This window comes from Rhodococcus olei (genome assembly GCF_039540555.1).
GTDB classification, from domain to species: Bacteria; Actinomycetota; Actinomycetes; order Mycobacteriales; family Mycobacteriaceae; genus Rhodococcus_G; species Rhodococcus_G olei.
Window position 1 is genome coordinate 394,790 of record NZ_BAABFB010000029.1, and the last position, 15,824, is coordinate 410,613.

Here is a 15,824-nt window from a genome sequence, read left to right on the forward strand (position 1 = left end):
CTCTACTGATGCCGGTGCCGCCGAGGGAGAAGGTGGTCGAGCTCGTCTCCGACCTGATCCGTCACCAGGGGTTCGACCTGGAGGACGTGACGGTCTCGCAGGCCGGCAGTCGCAGTGTGGTCCGGATCATGGTCGACAGCGACGCCGGGCTCGGACTCGACTCGGTCGCCGACCTGAGTCGCCTGATCTCCGAGCGTCTCGACGCCGTCACCGAATTCGGCGAGACGCCCTACACCCTCGAGGTGACCTCTCCCGGCGTGGACCGGCCGCTGACCGAACCCCGGCACTGGCGCCGGGCCCGCGGTCGCAAGGTGCGCGTCGACCTGGCCGACGAGAAGGTCGTCGGCCGCATCGGCGCGCTGGGCGAGGGCGCCGTGGCGCTGGTGGTCCCCGCCAAGGGCGGCCCGGTGGTGCGCGAGATCCCGCTCGCCGACGTGGTGAAGGCCGTGGTTCAGGTCGAGTTCTCGCCGCCGAACGCGGCGGAGCTGGAGCTGGCGGGCGGTGTGGCGGACGGGCGCGTGGCGGCCGGCGAACCGGGCGAGACCGACCTCGGCGGCACAGACGACGACACAGACGACGAAATCCACGTGGAGGGGTAGACAAGTGCATATCGAAATGTCGGCGCTGCGGGCGATCGAGGACGACAAGGGCATCTCGGTCGAGACGATCATCGAGACGATCAAGAGCGCCCTGCTGACCGCCTACCGGCACACCGAGGGGCATCAGCCGCACGCCCGGATCGACGTCGACACGAAGACCGGTGAGGTCCGGGTGATGGCCCACGAGGTCGACGTCGACGGCAACATCGTCGGCGAGGAATGGGACGACACCCCCGAGGGCTTCGGCCGGATCGCCGCGACCACCGCCCGCCAGGTCATCCTGCAGCGGCTGCGCGACGCCGAGCACGAGAAGAGCTACGGCGAGTTCTCCACCCACGAGGGCGAGATCGTCGGTGGCGTGATCCAGCGGGACACCCGCGCCAACGCCCGCGGCGTCGTCGTCGTCCGGATCGGCAGCGAGGCCACCGGCGCCGAGGGCATCCTGCCCGCTGCCGAGCAGGTGCCGGGCGAGGTGTACGAGCACGGCGAACGGATCAAGTGCTACGTCGTCGGCGTCACCCGGGGGCAGCGGGGCCCGCAGATCACCCTGTCCCGCACCCACCCGAACCTGGTTCGGAAGCTGTTCGCGCTCGAGGTGCCGGAGATCGCCGACGGGTCCGTCGAGATCGTCGCGGTCGCGCGCGAGGCCGGTCACCGGTCGAAGATCGCGGTCGCCTCCCGGGTGCCGGGGCTGAACGCGAAGGGCGCCTGCATCGGCCCGATGGGGCAGCGGGTCCGGAACGTGATGAGCGAGCTGGCCGGCGAGAAGATCGACATCATCGACTACGACGAGAACCCGGCGAAGTTCGTCGGCAACGCACTGTCGCCGTCGAAGGTGGTGTCGGTCACAGTGGTCGACGCCGACGCGCGCGCGGCCCGGGTCGTGGTGCCGGACTTCCAGTTGTCGCTGGCCATCGGCAAAGAGGGGCAAAATGCCCGCTTGGCCGCGCGGCTCACCGGCTGGCGGATCGACATCCGCAGCGACGCGGCGCCCGAGTCGGGTGCTCATCCGGGCCCGTCCTCGACGCGTGTCTAGGGGCGGCATGCGCGGTTCGGTCGACAACAGCGGTAGAGTGGTCAATGGCTCGGCATGAGTTCTCTGCAGACGTGCGCCTTCGCCCCGGTCAACCGGTGCGAACGTGTGTCGGCTGTCGGAAACCCGCGCCGGCCGCCGATCTGCTGAGGGTCGTGGCACGACAGACCGGGCCGGAAGGCTGGGTGGTGGTGCCCGATCCGGGACGCAGGCTTCCGGGTCGAGGTGCGTGGGTGCACCCGGACCGGAGGTGTCTGGGTCAGGCGGAGAAGCGACGAGCGTTCGGCAGAGCGCTGCGAGTGTCCGGAAGCCTGGACACAGCGGCCCTCGGTCTCGCGATCGGAACGGATCACGCGACCGAACCGCACCCACAACAGAGCAGTACCTCGTGAACACGACAGTGAACGCCTCGTGCACACGACCCGTGAACAACGAGGCACCACCTCTCGAGAAGAGTCAGGCAAACACACTCATGAGCACACCGTGAAGCACCAACGATGATCGTCCATCGGAGTTAACCCGAGGTCGTGCGGGCACCCAGCCGCGCTCGACCTCTCAGTAGAGGAGAGCAGTGGCAGGCAAGGCCCGCGTGCACGAGTTGGCCAAGGAACTCGGTGTCACCAGTAAGGAACTTCTCGCTCGGCTCAAGGAGCAGGGCGAATTCGTGAAGTCGGCGTCCTCCACCGTGGAGGCGCCGGTTGCGCGACGGCTGCGGGAATCGTTCCCGTCGGCCAAGGGCGAGGCGGCTCCCGCCGCCGCGCGCCCGGAGGCCGCGAGGCCGGTCACCACCGCCAAGCCCGGCGGACCCCGTCCCGGCCCGAAGCCGGCCGCTCCGGCGCCGGCCGCCCCCGCGGCTGCGGCACCCGCGGCCCCGGTGGCCGCGGCACCCGCCGCTCCGGCGCCCGGAGCCCCGAAGCCGGGCGTGCCCGGCCCGAAGCCCGCGGCTCCGGCCCCGGCCGCTCCGGTCGCCCCCGCGGCCAGTGCCGCGCCGGCGGCTCCGCGTCCCGCGGCGCCCGGACCGAAGCCCGGTCCGAAGGCCCCGCGGGTCGGCAACAACCCGTACTCGTCGGCTCCGGCCGAACCCCGCGCCCCGCGCCCGACCCCCGGTGCGCCGCGTCCCGGTGGACCCCGCCCGGGCCCGGCCCAGGGTGGTCCGCGTCCGGTTCCGGGTGCCCCGCGCCCGGCCGCCGGTCCCGGTGGTCCGCGTCCGGCGCCCGGCCAGGGCGGCCCGCGGCCGAGCCCCGGCTCGATGCCCCCGCGTCCGAACCCGGGTGCGATGCCCGCGCGTTCGTCCCGTCCGGCTCCCGGTGCCGGTCGCCCCGGTGGTGGCCGTCCGGGCGGTCCGGGCGGTCGTCCCGGCGGCGGTGGCGGCGGCTACCGCGGTGGCGGTGCTCCCGGTGCCGGTGGTGCAGGCGCTCCCGGTGGAGCTCCCGCAGGCGGATTCCGCGGTCGCCCCGGTGGCGGCGGTGGCCGTCCGGGTCAGCGTGGTGCTGCGGCCGGCGCGTTCGGTCGTCCCGGCGGCGCCCCGCGTCGCGGTCGCAAGTCGAAGCGGCAGAAGCGGCAAGAGTACGACTCGATGCAGGCGCCCGCCGTCGGCGGCGTGCGGCTGCCCCGCGGCAACGGTGAGACCATCCGGCTCGCCCGCGGCGCGTCCCTGTCCGACTTCGCGGAGAAGATCGACGCGAACCCGTCGGCCCTGGTCCAGGCGCTGTTCAACCTGGGCGAGATGGTCACGGCGACCCAGTCGGTCAACGACGAGACCCTCGAGCTGCTCGGCAGCGAGATGAACTACAACGTTCAGGTCGTCAGCCCGGAGGACGAGGACCGCGAGCTGCTGGAGTCGTTCGACCTCACCTACGGCGAGGACGAGGGCAGCGAGGAGGACCTCGAGTCCCGCCCGCCGGTGGTCACGGTCATGGGTCACGTCGACCACGGCAAGACCCGACTGCTCGACACCATCCGCAAGGCCAACGTCCGCGAGGGCGAGGCCGGCGGCATCACCCAGCACATCGGCGCCTACCAGGTGCTGACCGAGCTGGACGGCACCGAGCGGCTGGTCACCTTCATCGACACCCCGGGTCACGAGGCGTTCACCGCCATGCGTGCCCGCGGCGCGAAGGCCACCGACATCGCGATCCTCGTGGTCGCGGCGGACGACGGCGTGATGCCGCAGACCGTCGAGGCGATCAACCACGCCCAGGCGGCCGACGTGCCGATCGTGGTCGCGGTCAACAAGATCGACAAGGAAGGTGCCGACCCGGCGAAGATCCGCGGTCAGCTCACCGAGTACGGACTCGTGGCCGAGGAGTACGGCGGCGAGACCATGTTCGTCGACATCTCCGCCAAGCAGGGCACCAACATCGAGCAGCTGCTCGAGGCCGTCCTGCTCACCGCGGACGCGTCGCTCGACCTGCGTGCCAACCCGGACATGGACGCCCAGGGTGTTGCCATCGAGGCGCACCTCGACCGCGGCCGCGGCCCGGTGGCGACCGTGCTGATCCAGCGCGGCACCCTGCGGGTCGGCGACTCGATCGTCGCCGGCGACGCCTACGGTCGCGTCCGGCGCATGGTCGACGAGCACGGCGACGACGTGCTCGAGGCGCTGCCGTCGCGTCCGGTGCAGGTCATCGGCTTCACGTCGGTGCCCGGCGCGGGCGACAACCTGCTCGTCGTCGACGAGGACCGGATCGCCCGGCAGATCGCGGACCGGCGCAACGCCCGCAAGCGCAACGCGCTGGCCGCGCGGAGCCGCAAGCGCATCAGCCTCGAGGACCTCGATGCCGCGCTGAAGGAGCACAACGAGCTCAACCTCATCCTCAAGGGCGACAACTCCGGCACCGTGGAGGCCCTGGAGGAGGCGCTGCTCGGGATCGAGATCGACGACGAGGTGCAGCTGCGCGTCATCGACCGCGGTGTCGGTGGCATCACCGAGACCAACGTCAACCTGGCGTCGGCGTCGAACGCGATCATCATCGGATTCAACGTCCGCGCGGAGGGCAAGGCGACCGAGCTCGCCAACCGCGAGGGCGTCGACATCCGGTACTACTCGGTGATCTACCAGGCCATCGACGAGATCGAGAAGGCCCTCAAGGGCATGCTCAAGCCGGTCTACGAAGAGGTCGAGCTCGGCAAGGCGGAGATCCGCGCCATGTTCCGGTCCTCCAAGGTCGGCAACATCGCGGGCTGCCTCGTCACCTCGGGCATCATGCGGCGCAACGCGAAGGCGCGCCTGCTGCGTGACAACGTGGTTGTCGCGGAGACGATCACCATCTCCTCGCTGAAGCGGGAGAAGGACGACGCCACCGAGGTGCGCGAGGGTTACGAGTGCGGTCTGACCGTCACGTACAGCGACATCAAGGTCGGTGACGTGATCGAGGCGTACGAGCTGCGCGAGAAGCCGCGCGACTAGCGGTCGACCGTCCCGCGGGCCCCGGCCGGGGCCCGCGGGACGTCACCGGTGACCTCGGGAGGTCGGTTGTATCTCGGTGCCCTCGAACTGGACATCCTGTTGGGCGACGTGCGGTCATTGAAGGAGAAGCGGTCGCTGGTCAAGCCGGTGATCGCGGCGCTGGCCCGCTACGGGGTCTCGGTCGCCGAAACCGGCGATCAGGACCGGTACCGCCGCAGCCTGATCGGAGTCGCGGTCGCGAGTGCCGACGTCGCCCATCTCAACGAGATCCTCGACACCTGCGAGCGGACCGTCGCGGCCCGTCCGGAGCTGCAGTTGCTGGCCGCTCGCCGGCGGATGTTCGGACCCGAGGACTGATCACCCGAACCAGGGTGTACAACCATTGACTGACGGCACCGCCGTCGCGTGAGATCGACGGCGGTGCCGTCGTATGAGAAGGGACTTCGGTCATGGCAGATCCGGCGCGGGCGCGCAAGCTCGCCAAGCGCATCGCGACGATCGTGGCGTCGGCGATCGACCACGAGATCAAGGATCCGCGCTTGGACTACGTCACCATCACCGACGCGAAGGTCACGGCGGACCTGCACGACGCCACCGTGTACTACACGGTCCGCGGCGTGGACCTGGACACCGCCCCGGACCTCGAGGGTGCGGCGGCGGGGCTCGCGAAGGCGACCGGTGTGCTGCGCTCCAAGGTGGGTGCGGGCACGGGGGTCCGATTCACACCGACATTGACGTTCGTCGCGGACACCGTCCCGGACGCGGCACGGCACATGGAGGAGTTGCTCGCCCGCGCGCGGGCGGCCGACGACGAGGTCGCGAAGTCCCGTGAGGGAGCGACCCACGCCGGTGAGGCCGACCCGTACAAGGAGCCGCGCGCGGCCACCGAGGACGACGACTTCCCGAGCGACGCCGACTAGGGCCCGGCGATGACCGTGACCGCCCACACCGCCGCCACACCGGAGCCCGCCGAGGACGCCGATCTCGCGGCGGCCGTCGCGCTGCTGTCCGAGGCCACCTCGGTGACGGTGCTCTGCCACGTCCAACCCGACGCGGACACCATCGGGAGCGGGTTGGCGCTGGCGCTCGCGCTGGATCGGCGCGGTACCCCGGTCCAGGTGTCGTTCGCGCAGCCGGACGTGCTGCCGGAGTCGATGCGAACCCTGCCCGGCGTGCACCTGCTGGTCCCGCCGGATCGGGTGGCGGCGGAGGTGGACCTGGTGGTCACGGTCGACTGCGGTAGCCGGGGTCGGCTCGGGCGTCTGGGGGACCGTCTCGACACCGCGCGGACCAGCCTGGTCATCGACCACCACCGGTCGAACACCCGCTACGGCCGGTACAACCTGATCGACGACTCGGCCGAGGCGACCGCGGCGGTCCTCGCCCCGCTGTTCGACCTCTGGGGTGTGGAGATCGACCGGGACATCGCCCACTGCCTGTTCGCGGGTCTGGCCACCGACACCGGGTCGTTCCGGTGGGTGCAGCCGGGCACGCACTCGCTGGCCGAGCGGCTGATCGACACCGGCATCGACTCGGCGGCGATCACCCGCCGCCTGCTCGACACCCATCCGTTCGGCTGGTTGCCGATGCTGTCGTCGGTCCTCGGGTCGGCGCAGCTGGTGCCCGGCGCGGCCGGCGGACACGGCCTGGTGTACGCGCTGGTCCGGCACCAGGACACGGTCGGGATGGGCGCCGAGGAGATCGAGTCCGTGATCGACATCGTCCGCACGACCGCGGAGGCGGAGGTGGCGTCGGTGTTCAAGGAGAACGAACCGGGCCTCTGGTCGGTGTCGCTGCGGTCGAAGTCGGCGGTCGACGTGTCCGCCGTCGCCGCGGCGCTCGGCGGTGGCGGGCACCGGTTCGCGTCGGGGTACACCGCAGAGGGTGACGCCGACTCCGTGGTCGCCGACCTCATCGCCGCCGTTGGCTGACGTCGACACGTCCCCGGAATCGGCGGCGCGGCCGACCGCGGGGGTCGACCCGGGGCCGCCGGCCCGCCGGATCCTCGGCCTCGCGGTGCCTGCGCTCGGTGTCCTGGCCGCCGAACCGCTGTACCTGCTGTTCGACCTCGCCGTCGTCGGTCGTCTCGGCGCGCTCGCGTTGGCCGGTCTGGCCGTCGGCGGGCTGGTCCTCGCGCAGGTCAGCACCCAGCTGACCTTCCTGTCCTACGGCACCACCGCCCGCGCGTCCCGGCTGCACGGTGCGGGGGACGAACGCGGCGCGGTCGGGGAGGGCGTGCAGGCGACCCACCTCGCCGCCGGGATCGGCGTCGCGATCGTCCTCGCGGTGCAGGTCCTGGCCGGGCCGGTGACCGCTGCGATCGCCGGTGGCTCCGACATCGCGACCGAGGCGGAGCGCTGGCTGCGGATCGCGGTGATCGGGGCGCCGCTGATCCTGATCGCGATGGCAGGCAACGGCTGGATGCGCGGCGTCCAGAACACGCTGCGACCGTTGCGGTTCGTGCTCGCGGGTCTCGCGGTGTCCGCGGCCGCGTGCCCGGTCCTGGTGCACGGCCTGCTGGGGGCGCCGCGGCTGGAACTGGCCGGATCGGCGGTCGCGAACGTGGCCGGGCAGTCGGTGACCGCCGTGTGCTTCGTGGCGGCGCTGGCGCGGTCGCGGGTGCCGTTGCGCCCGCGTGCGTCGGTGATGCGGGCACAGGTCGTGCTCGGGCGGGACCTGATCCTGCGCAGCCTCGCGTTCCAGGCCTGCTTCCTGTCCGCCGCCGCGGTCGCGTCGCGGTTCGGGGCGGCGGCCGTCGCCGCGCACCAGGTGGTGCTGCAACTGTGGAACTTCGTGGCACTGACCCTCGACTCGCTGGCGATCGCCGCGCAGACCCTGGTCGGGGCCGCGCTCGGCGCCGGTCACACGGCCTCGGCGAAGGGGCTGGCACGCCGGCTGACCGGATGGTCGACCGTGTTCGCGGTCGCGCTGGCCGCGGTGTTCGCGCTCGGACACACCGTGATCCCGACGCTGTTCACCGACGATGCCGAGGTCCTCGGCGAGGTACAGGTGATCTGGTGGTTCTTCGTCGCGATCATCCCGTTCGCAGGGGTGGTGTTCGCACTCGACGGTGTGCTGCTCGGTGCCGGTGACGCGGCCTACCTGCGGACCGCGACCCTGGCCTGCGCGCTGGTCGGGTTTCTGCCGCCGATCTGGCTCGCGTTGGTGTACGACTGGGGGCTGGCCGGAATCTGGTCGGGTCTGACTGCGTTCATGGTGCTACGGATGCTCGCCGTCGTGTGGCGTGCGGGTTCGGGTCGATGGGCCGTCGGCGGTGCCGACATTCAGGTGGGAAGGTAGTGGGCGTGACACGGAAGTTGTGGGCGGTGAGCGACACCCATGTCGGACACAAGGGCAACCGCCCGATCACCGAGGAGCTGTATCCGGAGTCGCCGCAGGACTGGCTGATCCTCGCCGGCGACGTCTCGGAGAAGACCGACGACCTCGCGTGGGCGCTGAAGCTGCTGCGCGACCGCTTCGAGAAGGTCATCTGGGTGCCCGGCAACCACGAGTTGTGGACGACCGCGAAGGATGCGGTGCAGATCCACGGTGTGGCCCGGTACGACTACCTGGTCGCGATGTGCCGGGAGCTCGGCGTGCTCACCCCGGAGGATCCGTACCCGGTGTGGGAGGGCGCGGGCGGTCCGGCGACGCTGGTGCCGATGTTCCTGCTCTACGACTACACGTTCCGGCCGGACGGGACCGCGACGAAGGAGGAGGCGCTCGAGTACGCGCGCGACAAGAACGTCGTCGCGACCGACGAGTTCCTGCTCTCCTCCGAGCCGTACGCGACCCGCGACGCCTGGTGCCAGGCGCGCCTCGACCTGACCCGCGCCCGGCTCGACGAGTTGGACCTGTCGATCCCGACGGTCCTGATCAACCACTTCCCGCTCGTCCGTGAACCCACGCGGGTGCTGTTCCACCCCGAGTTCTCGCTGTGGTGCGGCACCGAGCAGACCGCCGACTGGCACACCCGCTACAACGCGATCTGCAGCGTCTACGGGCACCTCCACATTCCGCGGACCACCTGGTACGACGGGGTCCGGTTCGAGGAGGTCTCGCTCGGCTACCCCCGCGAGTGGCAGCGCCGCGGCCTGCCCGACCGGCTGCTGCGTCAGATCCTCCCGGTCCCGGAGTACGCACCGGGCACGCTCAACAAGTGGGGTGGTCATTTCAAGGTCACTCCCGAGCAGGAGGCCGAGATGGAACGAATGAGGGCGGCGCGCGCGTGATCGAGAAGATTCTTCCCGCCGGAGTCGAGTACGCCGAACTGTTCTCCGACCCGCCGGAGCTGACGCCGCACCCGAGCGAGGCCGCGCTGATCGCGCGGGCCGTCGACAAGCGCAGGCGCGAATTCGTCACCGTCCGGCACTGTGCCCGCGAGGCGATGGGCAAGCTCGGGGTCGAACCCGCGCCGATCCTGAAGGGGGAGAGGGGCGTTCCGCTGTTCCCGCGCGGGGTGGTCGGGAGTCTGACGCACTGCGACGGCTACCGCGGCGCGGTGCTCGGGTACTCGATGGCCGTGCGGTCCGTCGGCATCGACGCCGAGCCGCACGGGCCGCTGCCGGACGGGGTGCTGGACGCGGTCAGCCTCCCCGCCGAACGGGAGTGGCTGGCGGGTGCCGGGGAGGGCATCCACTGGGACCGGCTGCTGTTCTGCGCGAAGGAGGCCACCTACAAGGCCTGGTTCCCGCTCACGCACCGGTGGCTGGGCTTCGAGGACGCGCACATCACGTTCGCGCTGGAACGGTCCGGCGAGGACGGCACCACCGGGACCTTCCACTCCGACCTGTTGATCTCGGGGGAGACGAACGACGGTCCGCCGCTGTCGTCGTTCGACGGGCGCTGGCTGGTCGACGGCGGCCTGGTGATCGCCGCGATCACCGTCCAGTAGTGTCGAAAGCCGTGTCCGCTCACCGCCCCCCGTCCTCCGGCCTGCACGGCGCCGGGCTGCTGATCGTCGACAAGGACGCCGGGATGACCAGTCACGACGTCGTCGCCCGGTGCCGGAAGATCCTCGGCACCCGCAAGGTGGGGCACGCGGGCACCCTCGACCCGATGGCCACCGGGGTGCTCGTCCTCGGTGTCGAGCGCGCCACGAAACTGCTCGGCCTGCTGTCGCTGACCACCAAGGCGTACTCGGCGACGATCCGGCTGGGACAGGCCACGACCACCGACGACGCCGAGGGCGAGGTGCTCTCGGAGGCCGACGCCGCCGCGGTCACCGACGACGGGATCGCCGGCGTGATCGCGACCCTGACCGGCGACATCCTCCAGGTCCCCACCCGGGTCAGTGCGATCAAGGTGGACGGTCAGCGGGCCCACAAGCTGGTCCGGGAGGGCGCCGACTTCGAGCTCGCCGCCCGCCCGGTGACGGTGGGTCGGTTCGACGTCACCGCCACCCGCCGGGACGGCACGTTCGTGGACCTCGACGTCGACGTCGAGTGTTCCTCCGGCACCTATGTGCGGGCCCTGGCCCGCGACCTCGGCGCCGCGCTCGGCGTCGGCGGGCACCTGACGGCGCTGCGGCGCACCCGGGTCGGGCCGTTCGGGCTCGACCACGCCCGCACCCTCGAGCAGCTCGCCGACGACCCCGCGGTCAGCCTCGACATCGACCAGGCGTGCCGGACCGCGTTCGCTCATCGGCCGATCAGCGCCGAGGAGGCGGACTCGCTCAGTCAGGGGCGCTGGCTCGACCCGATCGGCATCCCCGGTACCTACGCCGCGATCGACCCGGACGGACACACCATCGCGCTGCTGCAGGAACGCGGCCGCCGCGCCAGTTCCGTGATGGTGGTACGCCCGGCGACACTGCGCGGGCTGTAGGGGCCGATCAGGCCTCGACGAGCCAGATCGCCTGCGCGGCAGGGTTTCCCAACTCCACCGTGTCGCGGTCGCCGAGACGGACCGAGATGGTGCCTGCGAAGTCGCGGCGCTCGAGCACCGTGATCGTCAGGTCGAGCCGGATGCCGACCGTGTCGAAGTAGCGCAGCATCGCCGGATCGGAGTCGGAGATCCGCGCGACGGTGCCGGACTCGCCGTCGGCGAAGTCGCTGAGCTGGCGCGCCGGCGGGGTCGGGATGGTGCCGTCCGCCGCCGGAATCGGGTCGCCGTGGGGATCGCGTTCGGGATGGCCGAGCTTGGCGTCGATCCGCTCGATCATCAGGTCCGAGACCGCGTGCTCGAGCACCTCCGCCTCGTCGTGCACCTCGTCCCAGCCGTACCCGAGTTCGCCGACGAGGTACGTCTCGATCAGCCGGTGCCGCCGCACCATCGCGACCGCCGCCGCGCGTCCGCGGTCGGTCAGCGAGATCGACCCGTAGCGGGCGTGGTCGACCATGCCCTGGTCGGAGAGCTTGCGGATCGCCTCGGACACCGTGGACGCCGAGACCCCGATCTTCTCCGCGAGCATCTTCGTCGACACCTGCTCGCCGGACCACTCGCCGGCCGTCCAGATCACCTTCAGGTAGTCCTGCGCGACCGTCGTCAGGCCGACTCCACCGCTCGCCCCGTCCGAACCACTTCTACGCTCACGCACGGCACCGAGCTTAGGCAATGCACAGCTGGTGTGGCACCCCGACACTCGCGAGGTGATGCCGAACGTGACGGTCGTCGCGGCGGGTCGTAGGCTTCCAGGCGTGCAGAGATGGCGAGGGCTCGACGACGTTCCTGCCGACTGGGGCCGTTGCGTACTCACGATCGGTGTTTTCGACGGTGTGCATCGTGGGCACGCCCAGCTGATCAGTCGCGCGGTCAAGGCGGCGAGCGAACGCGGAATCCCGAGTGTGCTCATGACTTTCGACCCGCACCCGATGGAGGTCGTGCGCCCGGGCAGTCACCCGGCACAGCTGACCACCCTGTCGCGGCGGGCGGAGCTGGCCGAGTCGTTGGGTATCGACGTGTTCTGCGTCATCCCGTTCACCACGGAGTTCATGAAACTCAGCCCGGAGCAGTACGCGCACGAGATCCTCGTCGAGCGACTGCACGTGGCGGAGGTCGTGGTCGGTGAGAACTTCACGTTCGGGCGCAAGGCCGCAGGCAACGTGGACCTGCTGCGCCGGATGGGGTCGCGGTTCGGGTTCGCGGTCGACGGGGTGAACCTGCTCGCCGAGCACGCGGTGACGTTCTCGTCCACCTACATCCGGTCGTGTGTCGACGCCGGTGACGTCGTCGCCGCCGCGGAGGCGCTGGGCCGGCCGCACCGGGTGGAGGGCGTCGTCGTCCACGGTGAGCGGCGCGGCCGGGACCTCGGGTTCCCGACCGCGAACATCGCGCCGCCCGAGCACGCGGCGATCCCGGCCGACGGCGTGTACGCGGCGTGGTTCACGGTGCTCGCGCAGGATCCCGTCGACGGCTCGCTGCCGCCCGGGGTCGCGTACATGGCGGCGGTGTCGGTCGGGACCAACCCGACGTTCTCGGGCCGCACCCGGACGGTCGAGGCGTACGTGCTCGACGCGTCACCCGACCTGTACGGCCAGCACGTTGCCGTGGATTTCGTCCGGCGGCTGCGCGGCATGGAGCGGTTCGACTCGATCGACGCGCTGATCGCGCAGATGGGCCGGGACGTCGACGACACCCGCACCCTGCTCGCGCGCGCGAACGTCCGGGGATGACGCCCGGCCGGGTCGCCCCGACCGGCTGGTAGCATCGTCCCTCGGTGTGTGCTGCGGTCTGCGGCGGCTGCACCGGCTCGGGCTCGCCCGGGCTTCACCATCGCGCAGACGTCAGTAACAGGAGTGACAGTGGCGCTGACCACCGAAGAGAAGAAGGCCGTCCTCTCCGAGTACGGACTGCACGAGACCGACACCGGATCGCCGGAGGCGCAGGTTGCGCTGCTGACCAAGCGGATCGTCGACCTCACCGAGCACCTGAAGATGCACAAGCACGACCACCACTCCCGCCGCGGCCTGCTGCTGCTGGTCGGACGCCGTCGTCGTCTGCTCAAGTACGTCCAGAAGGTCGACATCGCGCGTTACCGTTCGCTCATCGAGCGTCTGGGTCTGCGTCGATAAGAGATTCGCCGTACCGGCGGACCCCGCGACACGGCGGGTCCGCTCGGACGTGAACATCCCGGTAGCCAACGAGGCGAGTGCATAGACTGGCCTCGTTGGCTACCGGCGTTTGTCGGGTTTCGCGGCCCGGCGGACACGAGCCCCACCCGGATCCACACGGATCCAGCCGGACCCCGCAGTCGTGGCTGTCGGTCTTCGGTAGTGGCCACTCGGACGATCGCGACCCCATGGTCGCGGATCTGCGATTGGCTTCGATCGACGGCCGCCTCCGCGTCAGAGGGAACGCACCCGACGGGTGCGTCGTCGTCGCCACGAGGGCGACGGCCGAGCGGGTTCGGCGAAGACGAGAGGGAGAGAAGAGAAGAGATGACAGTGAATTCCGCAGTCGAGGTCGACGAGGGCGTGTTCGAATCCGCCGCCGTCATCGACAACGGTGCCTACGGCACCCGCACCATTCGTTTCGAGACCGGCCGCCTCGCACAGCAGGCCGCCGGTTCCGTCGTCGCCTACCTGGACGACGAGACCATGCTGCTGTCGGCCACCACGGCCAGCAAGCAGCCCAAGGAGCACTTCGACTTCTTCCCGCTGACGGTGGACGTCGAGGAGCGCATGTACGCCGCGGGCCGCATCCCCGGTTCGTTCTTCCGTCGTGAGGGACGCCCGTCCACCGACGCGATCCTGACCTGCCGCCTGATCGACCGGCCGCTGCGCCCGTCGTTCGTCGACGGCCTGCGCAACGAGATCCAGGTCGTCGTCACGGTCCTGAGCCTGGACCCGAAGGACCTCTACGACGTCGTCGCGATCAACGCCGCGTCCGCGTCCACCCAGATCGCGGGCCTGCCGTTCTCCGGACCGGTCGGCGGCGTGCGCGTCGCGCTGATCACCTCGGACGAGAACAAGGCCGGACAGTGGGTCGCGTTCCCGACCGTCGAGCAGCTCGAGAACGCCGTCTTCGACATGGTCGTCGCCGGTCGCATCGTCTCCGGCTCCGGGGACAGCGCCGACGTCGCGATCATGATGGTCGAGGCCGAGGCCACAGAGAACGTCATCGAGCTGATCGACGGCGGCGCGCAGGCGCCGACCGAGTCGATCGTCGCCGAGGGCCTCGAGGCCGCCAAGCCGTTCATCGCCCGCCTGTGCGAGGCGCAGCAAGCGCTCGCCGCGGCGGCCGCGAAGCCGACCGGCGAGTACCCGCTGTTCCCGGCGTACCAGCCCGACGTGTACGCGGCCGTCGAGGCCGCCGCCACCGAGAAGCTCTCGGCGGCGCTGACGATCGCCGGCAAGCAGGAGCGCGACGACAAGACCGACGAGGTCAAGCTCGAGGTGCTCGAGCAGGTCGCCCCGAGCTTCGAGGGCCGCGAGAAGGAGATCGGCGCCGCGTTCCGGTCGCTGACCAAGAAGCTGGTCCGGCAGCGGATCCTCAAGGACCACTTCCGGATCGACGGTCGTGGCATCACCGACATCCGGTCGCTGTCGGCCGAGGTTGCGGTGATCCCGCGGGCGCACGGCTCGGCGCTGTTCGAGCGTGGCGAGACCCAGATCATGGGTGTGACCACCCTCGACATGATCAAGATGGCACAGCAGGTCGACTCCCTCGGGCCCGAGACCAGCAAGCGCTACATGCACCACTACAACTTCCCGCCGTACTCGACCGGTGAGACCGGCCGGGTCGGCTCCCCGAAGCGTCGCGAGATCGGCCACGGCGCCCTCGCCGAGCGCGCCCTGGTGCCGGTGCTCCCGAGCGTCGAGGAGTTCCCGTACGCGATCCGTCAGGTCTCGGAGGCGTTGGGCTCCAACGGTTCCACCTCGATGGGTTCGGTGTGTGCCTCGACCCTGTCGCTGCTCAACGCCGGCGTGCCGATCAAGGCGCCGGTCGCGGGCATCGCGATGGGTCTGGTCTCCGACGAGGTCGACGGCGAGGCCCGCTACGTGGCCCTGACCGACATCCTCGGAGCCGAGGACGCGTTCGGCGACATGGACTTCAAGGTCGCAGGCACCAAGGACTTCGTCACCGCCCTGCAGCTCGACACCAAGCTGGACGGCATCCCGTCGAAGGTCCTCGCCGGCGCGCTGTCGCAGGCACACGACGCCCGCACCACGATCCTCGAGGTCATGGCCGAGGCGATCGACACCCCGGACGAGATGAGCCCGTTCGCGCCGCGGATCACCACCATCAAGGTGCCCGTGGACAAGATCGGCGAGGTCATCGGCCCCAAGGGCAAGATGATCAACTCGATCACCGAGCAGACCGGTGCGAACATCTCCATCGAGGACGACGGCACCGTGTTCGTCGGCGCCACCGATGGCCCGTCTGCGCAGGCCGCGATCGACATGATCAACGCCATCGCCAACCCGCAGCTGCCCAAGGTGGGCGAGCGTTTCCTCGGCACGGTCGTCAAGACCACCGCCTTCGGTGCGTTCGTCTCGCTGCTCCCGGGCCGCGACGGGCTGGTGCACATCTCCAAGCTGGGCAACGGCAAGCGCATCGCGAAGGTCGAGGACGTCGTCAACGTCGGCTCCAAGATCCGGGTCGAGATCGCGGACATCGACAACCGCGGCAAGATCTCGCTCGTCCCGGTCGAGGAGGACGCGCCGGCGTCGGACGCCGGCGAGACCGACTCCGAGGCGTAGCACGGCAGGGCGGCCCAGCCGCCACCGCAATCCGGGTGCCCCCGACCGTCACCGGTCGGGGGCACCCGGCTTTGTCGCAGGGTCACGCCGGTCGTGGCGACAACCGTTGTGGCGGAGTCGAACACGCGACGTCGGTCGGT

Annotated in this window: 15 protein-coding genes; 14 read left to right on the forward strand and 1 reads right to left on the reverse strand. The window is 70.7% G+C overall.

The window, feature by feature from the left end:
• The first annotated feature begins 8 nt into the window (after positions 1 to 8).
• The 11 genes from rimP to truB all read left to right on the forward strand — a co-directional run bounded on the left by rimP (position 9) and on the right by truB (position 10,867).
• On the forward strand, positions 9 to 599 hold the full coding sequence (gene rimP / locus ABD951_RS08365) for a ribosome maturation factor RimP (protein ID WP_345343507.1): 591 nt from the start codon (positions 9 to 11) through the stop codon (positions 597 to 599).
• A gap of 16 nt (positions 600 to 615) precedes the next feature.
• Entirely contained in the window at positions 616 to 1,635 is a 1,020-nt protein-coding gene (nusA, locus tag ABD951_RS08370) for a transcription termination factor NusA (protein ID WP_425569811.1), read from the forward strand.
• A 44-nt stretch (positions 1,636 to 1,679) separates the two neighbouring features.
• Positions 1,680 to 2,024: a YlxR family protein gene (locus ABD951_RS08375; protein ID WP_345343511.1), complete on the forward strand. Its 345-nt coding sequence runs from the start codon at positions 1,680 to 1,682 to the stop codon at positions 2,022 to 2,024.
• Positions 2,025 to 2,203: 179 nt separating this feature from the next.
• Entirely contained in the window at positions 2,204 to 5,041 is a 2,838-nt protein-coding gene (gene infB / locus ABD951_RS08380) for a translation initiation factor IF-2 (protein ID WP_345343513.1), read from the forward strand.
• A 66-nt stretch (positions 5,042 to 5,107) separates the two neighbouring features.
• Positions 5,108 to 5,398, forward strand: a complete 291-nt coding sequence (locus ABD951_RS08385) for a DUF503 domain-containing protein (RefSeq protein WP_345343941.1) — start codon at positions 5,108 to 5,110, stop codon at positions 5,396 to 5,398.
• A gap of 92 nt (positions 5,399 to 5,490) precedes the next feature.
• Entirely contained in the window at positions 5,491 to 5,961 is a 471-nt protein-coding gene (gene rbfA / locus ABD951_RS08390) for a 30S ribosome-binding factor RbfA (protein ID WP_345343515.1), read from the forward strand.
• 9 nt (positions 5,962 to 5,970) lie between these two features.
• Complete coding sequence (locus tag ABD951_RS08395; RefSeq protein ID WP_345343517.1) at positions 5,971 to 6,972, forward strand: DHH family phosphoesterase; 1,002 nt, start codon at positions 5,971 to 5,973, stop codon at positions 6,970 to 6,972.
• A gap of 70 nt (positions 6,973 to 7,042) precedes the next feature.
• On the forward strand, positions 7,043 to 8,341 hold the full coding sequence (locus ABD951_RS08400; protein ID WP_345343943.1) for an MATE family efflux transporter: 1,299 nt from the start codon (positions 7,043 to 7,045) through the stop codon (positions 8,339 to 8,341).
• A 5-nt stretch (positions 8,342 to 8,346) separates the two neighbouring features.
• Positions 8,347 to 9,273, forward strand: coding sequence for a metallophosphoesterase family protein (locus ABD951_RS08405; protein ID WP_345343519.1), 927 nt, complete (start codon positions 8,347 to 8,349; stop codon positions 9,271 to 9,273).
• Positions 9,270 to 9,935, forward strand: coding sequence for a 4'-phosphopantetheinyl transferase Npt (gene npt, locus ABD951_RS08410; RefSeq protein ID WP_345343521.1), 666 nt, complete (start codon positions 9,270 to 9,272; stop codon positions 9,933 to 9,935). The genes ABD951_RS08405 and npt overlap by 4 nt, the downstream gene beginning before the upstream one ends.
• Positions 9,936 to 9,946: 11 nt before the next feature.
• On the forward strand, positions 9,947 to 10,867 hold the full coding sequence (gene truB / locus ABD951_RS08415; protein ID WP_345343523.1) for a tRNA pseudouridine(55) synthase TruB: 921 nt from the start codon (positions 9,947 to 9,949) through the stop codon (positions 10,865 to 10,867).
• 7 nt (positions 10,868 to 10,874) lie between these two features.
• Here the strand turns inward: truB and ABD951_RS08420 are convergent, their stop codons facing one another.
• Positions 10,875 to 11,579, reverse strand: coding sequence for a metal-dependent transcriptional regulator (locus ABD951_RS08420; RefSeq protein ID WP_345343525.1), 705 nt, complete (start codon positions 11,577 to 11,579; stop codon positions 10,875 to 10,877).
• Between the two features lie 100 nt (positions 11,580 to 11,679).
• Here ABD951_RS08420 and ABD951_RS08425 point away from each other — a divergent pair, with 100 nt between their 5' ends.
• The 3 genes from ABD951_RS08425 to ABD951_RS08435 all read left to right on the forward strand — a co-directional run bounded on the left by ABD951_RS08425 (position 11,680) and on the right by ABD951_RS08435 (position 15,684).
• Positions 11,680 to 12,654, forward strand: a complete 975-nt coding sequence (locus ABD951_RS08425) for a bifunctional riboflavin kinase/FAD synthetase (protein ID WP_345343527.1) — start codon at positions 11,680 to 11,682, stop codon at positions 12,652 to 12,654.
• Positions 12,655 to 12,783: 129 nt separating this feature from the next.
• A complete protein-coding gene (gene rpsO, locus ABD951_RS08430) occupies positions 12,784 to 13,053 on the forward strand; it encodes a 30S ribosomal protein S15 (RefSeq protein ID WP_345343529.1) in 270 nt (89 codons plus the stop codon).
• Positions 13,054 to 13,419: 366 nt separating this feature from the next.
• The gene (locus ABD951_RS08435) at positions 13,420 to 15,684 is read left to right on the forward strand and encodes a polyribonucleotide nucleotidyltransferase (RefSeq protein ID WP_345343531.1); all 2,265 of its coding nucleotides are present in this window, start codon (positions 13,420 to 13,422) and stop codon (positions 15,682 to 15,684) included.
• Positions 15,685 to 15,824 lie beyond the last annotated feature (140 nt).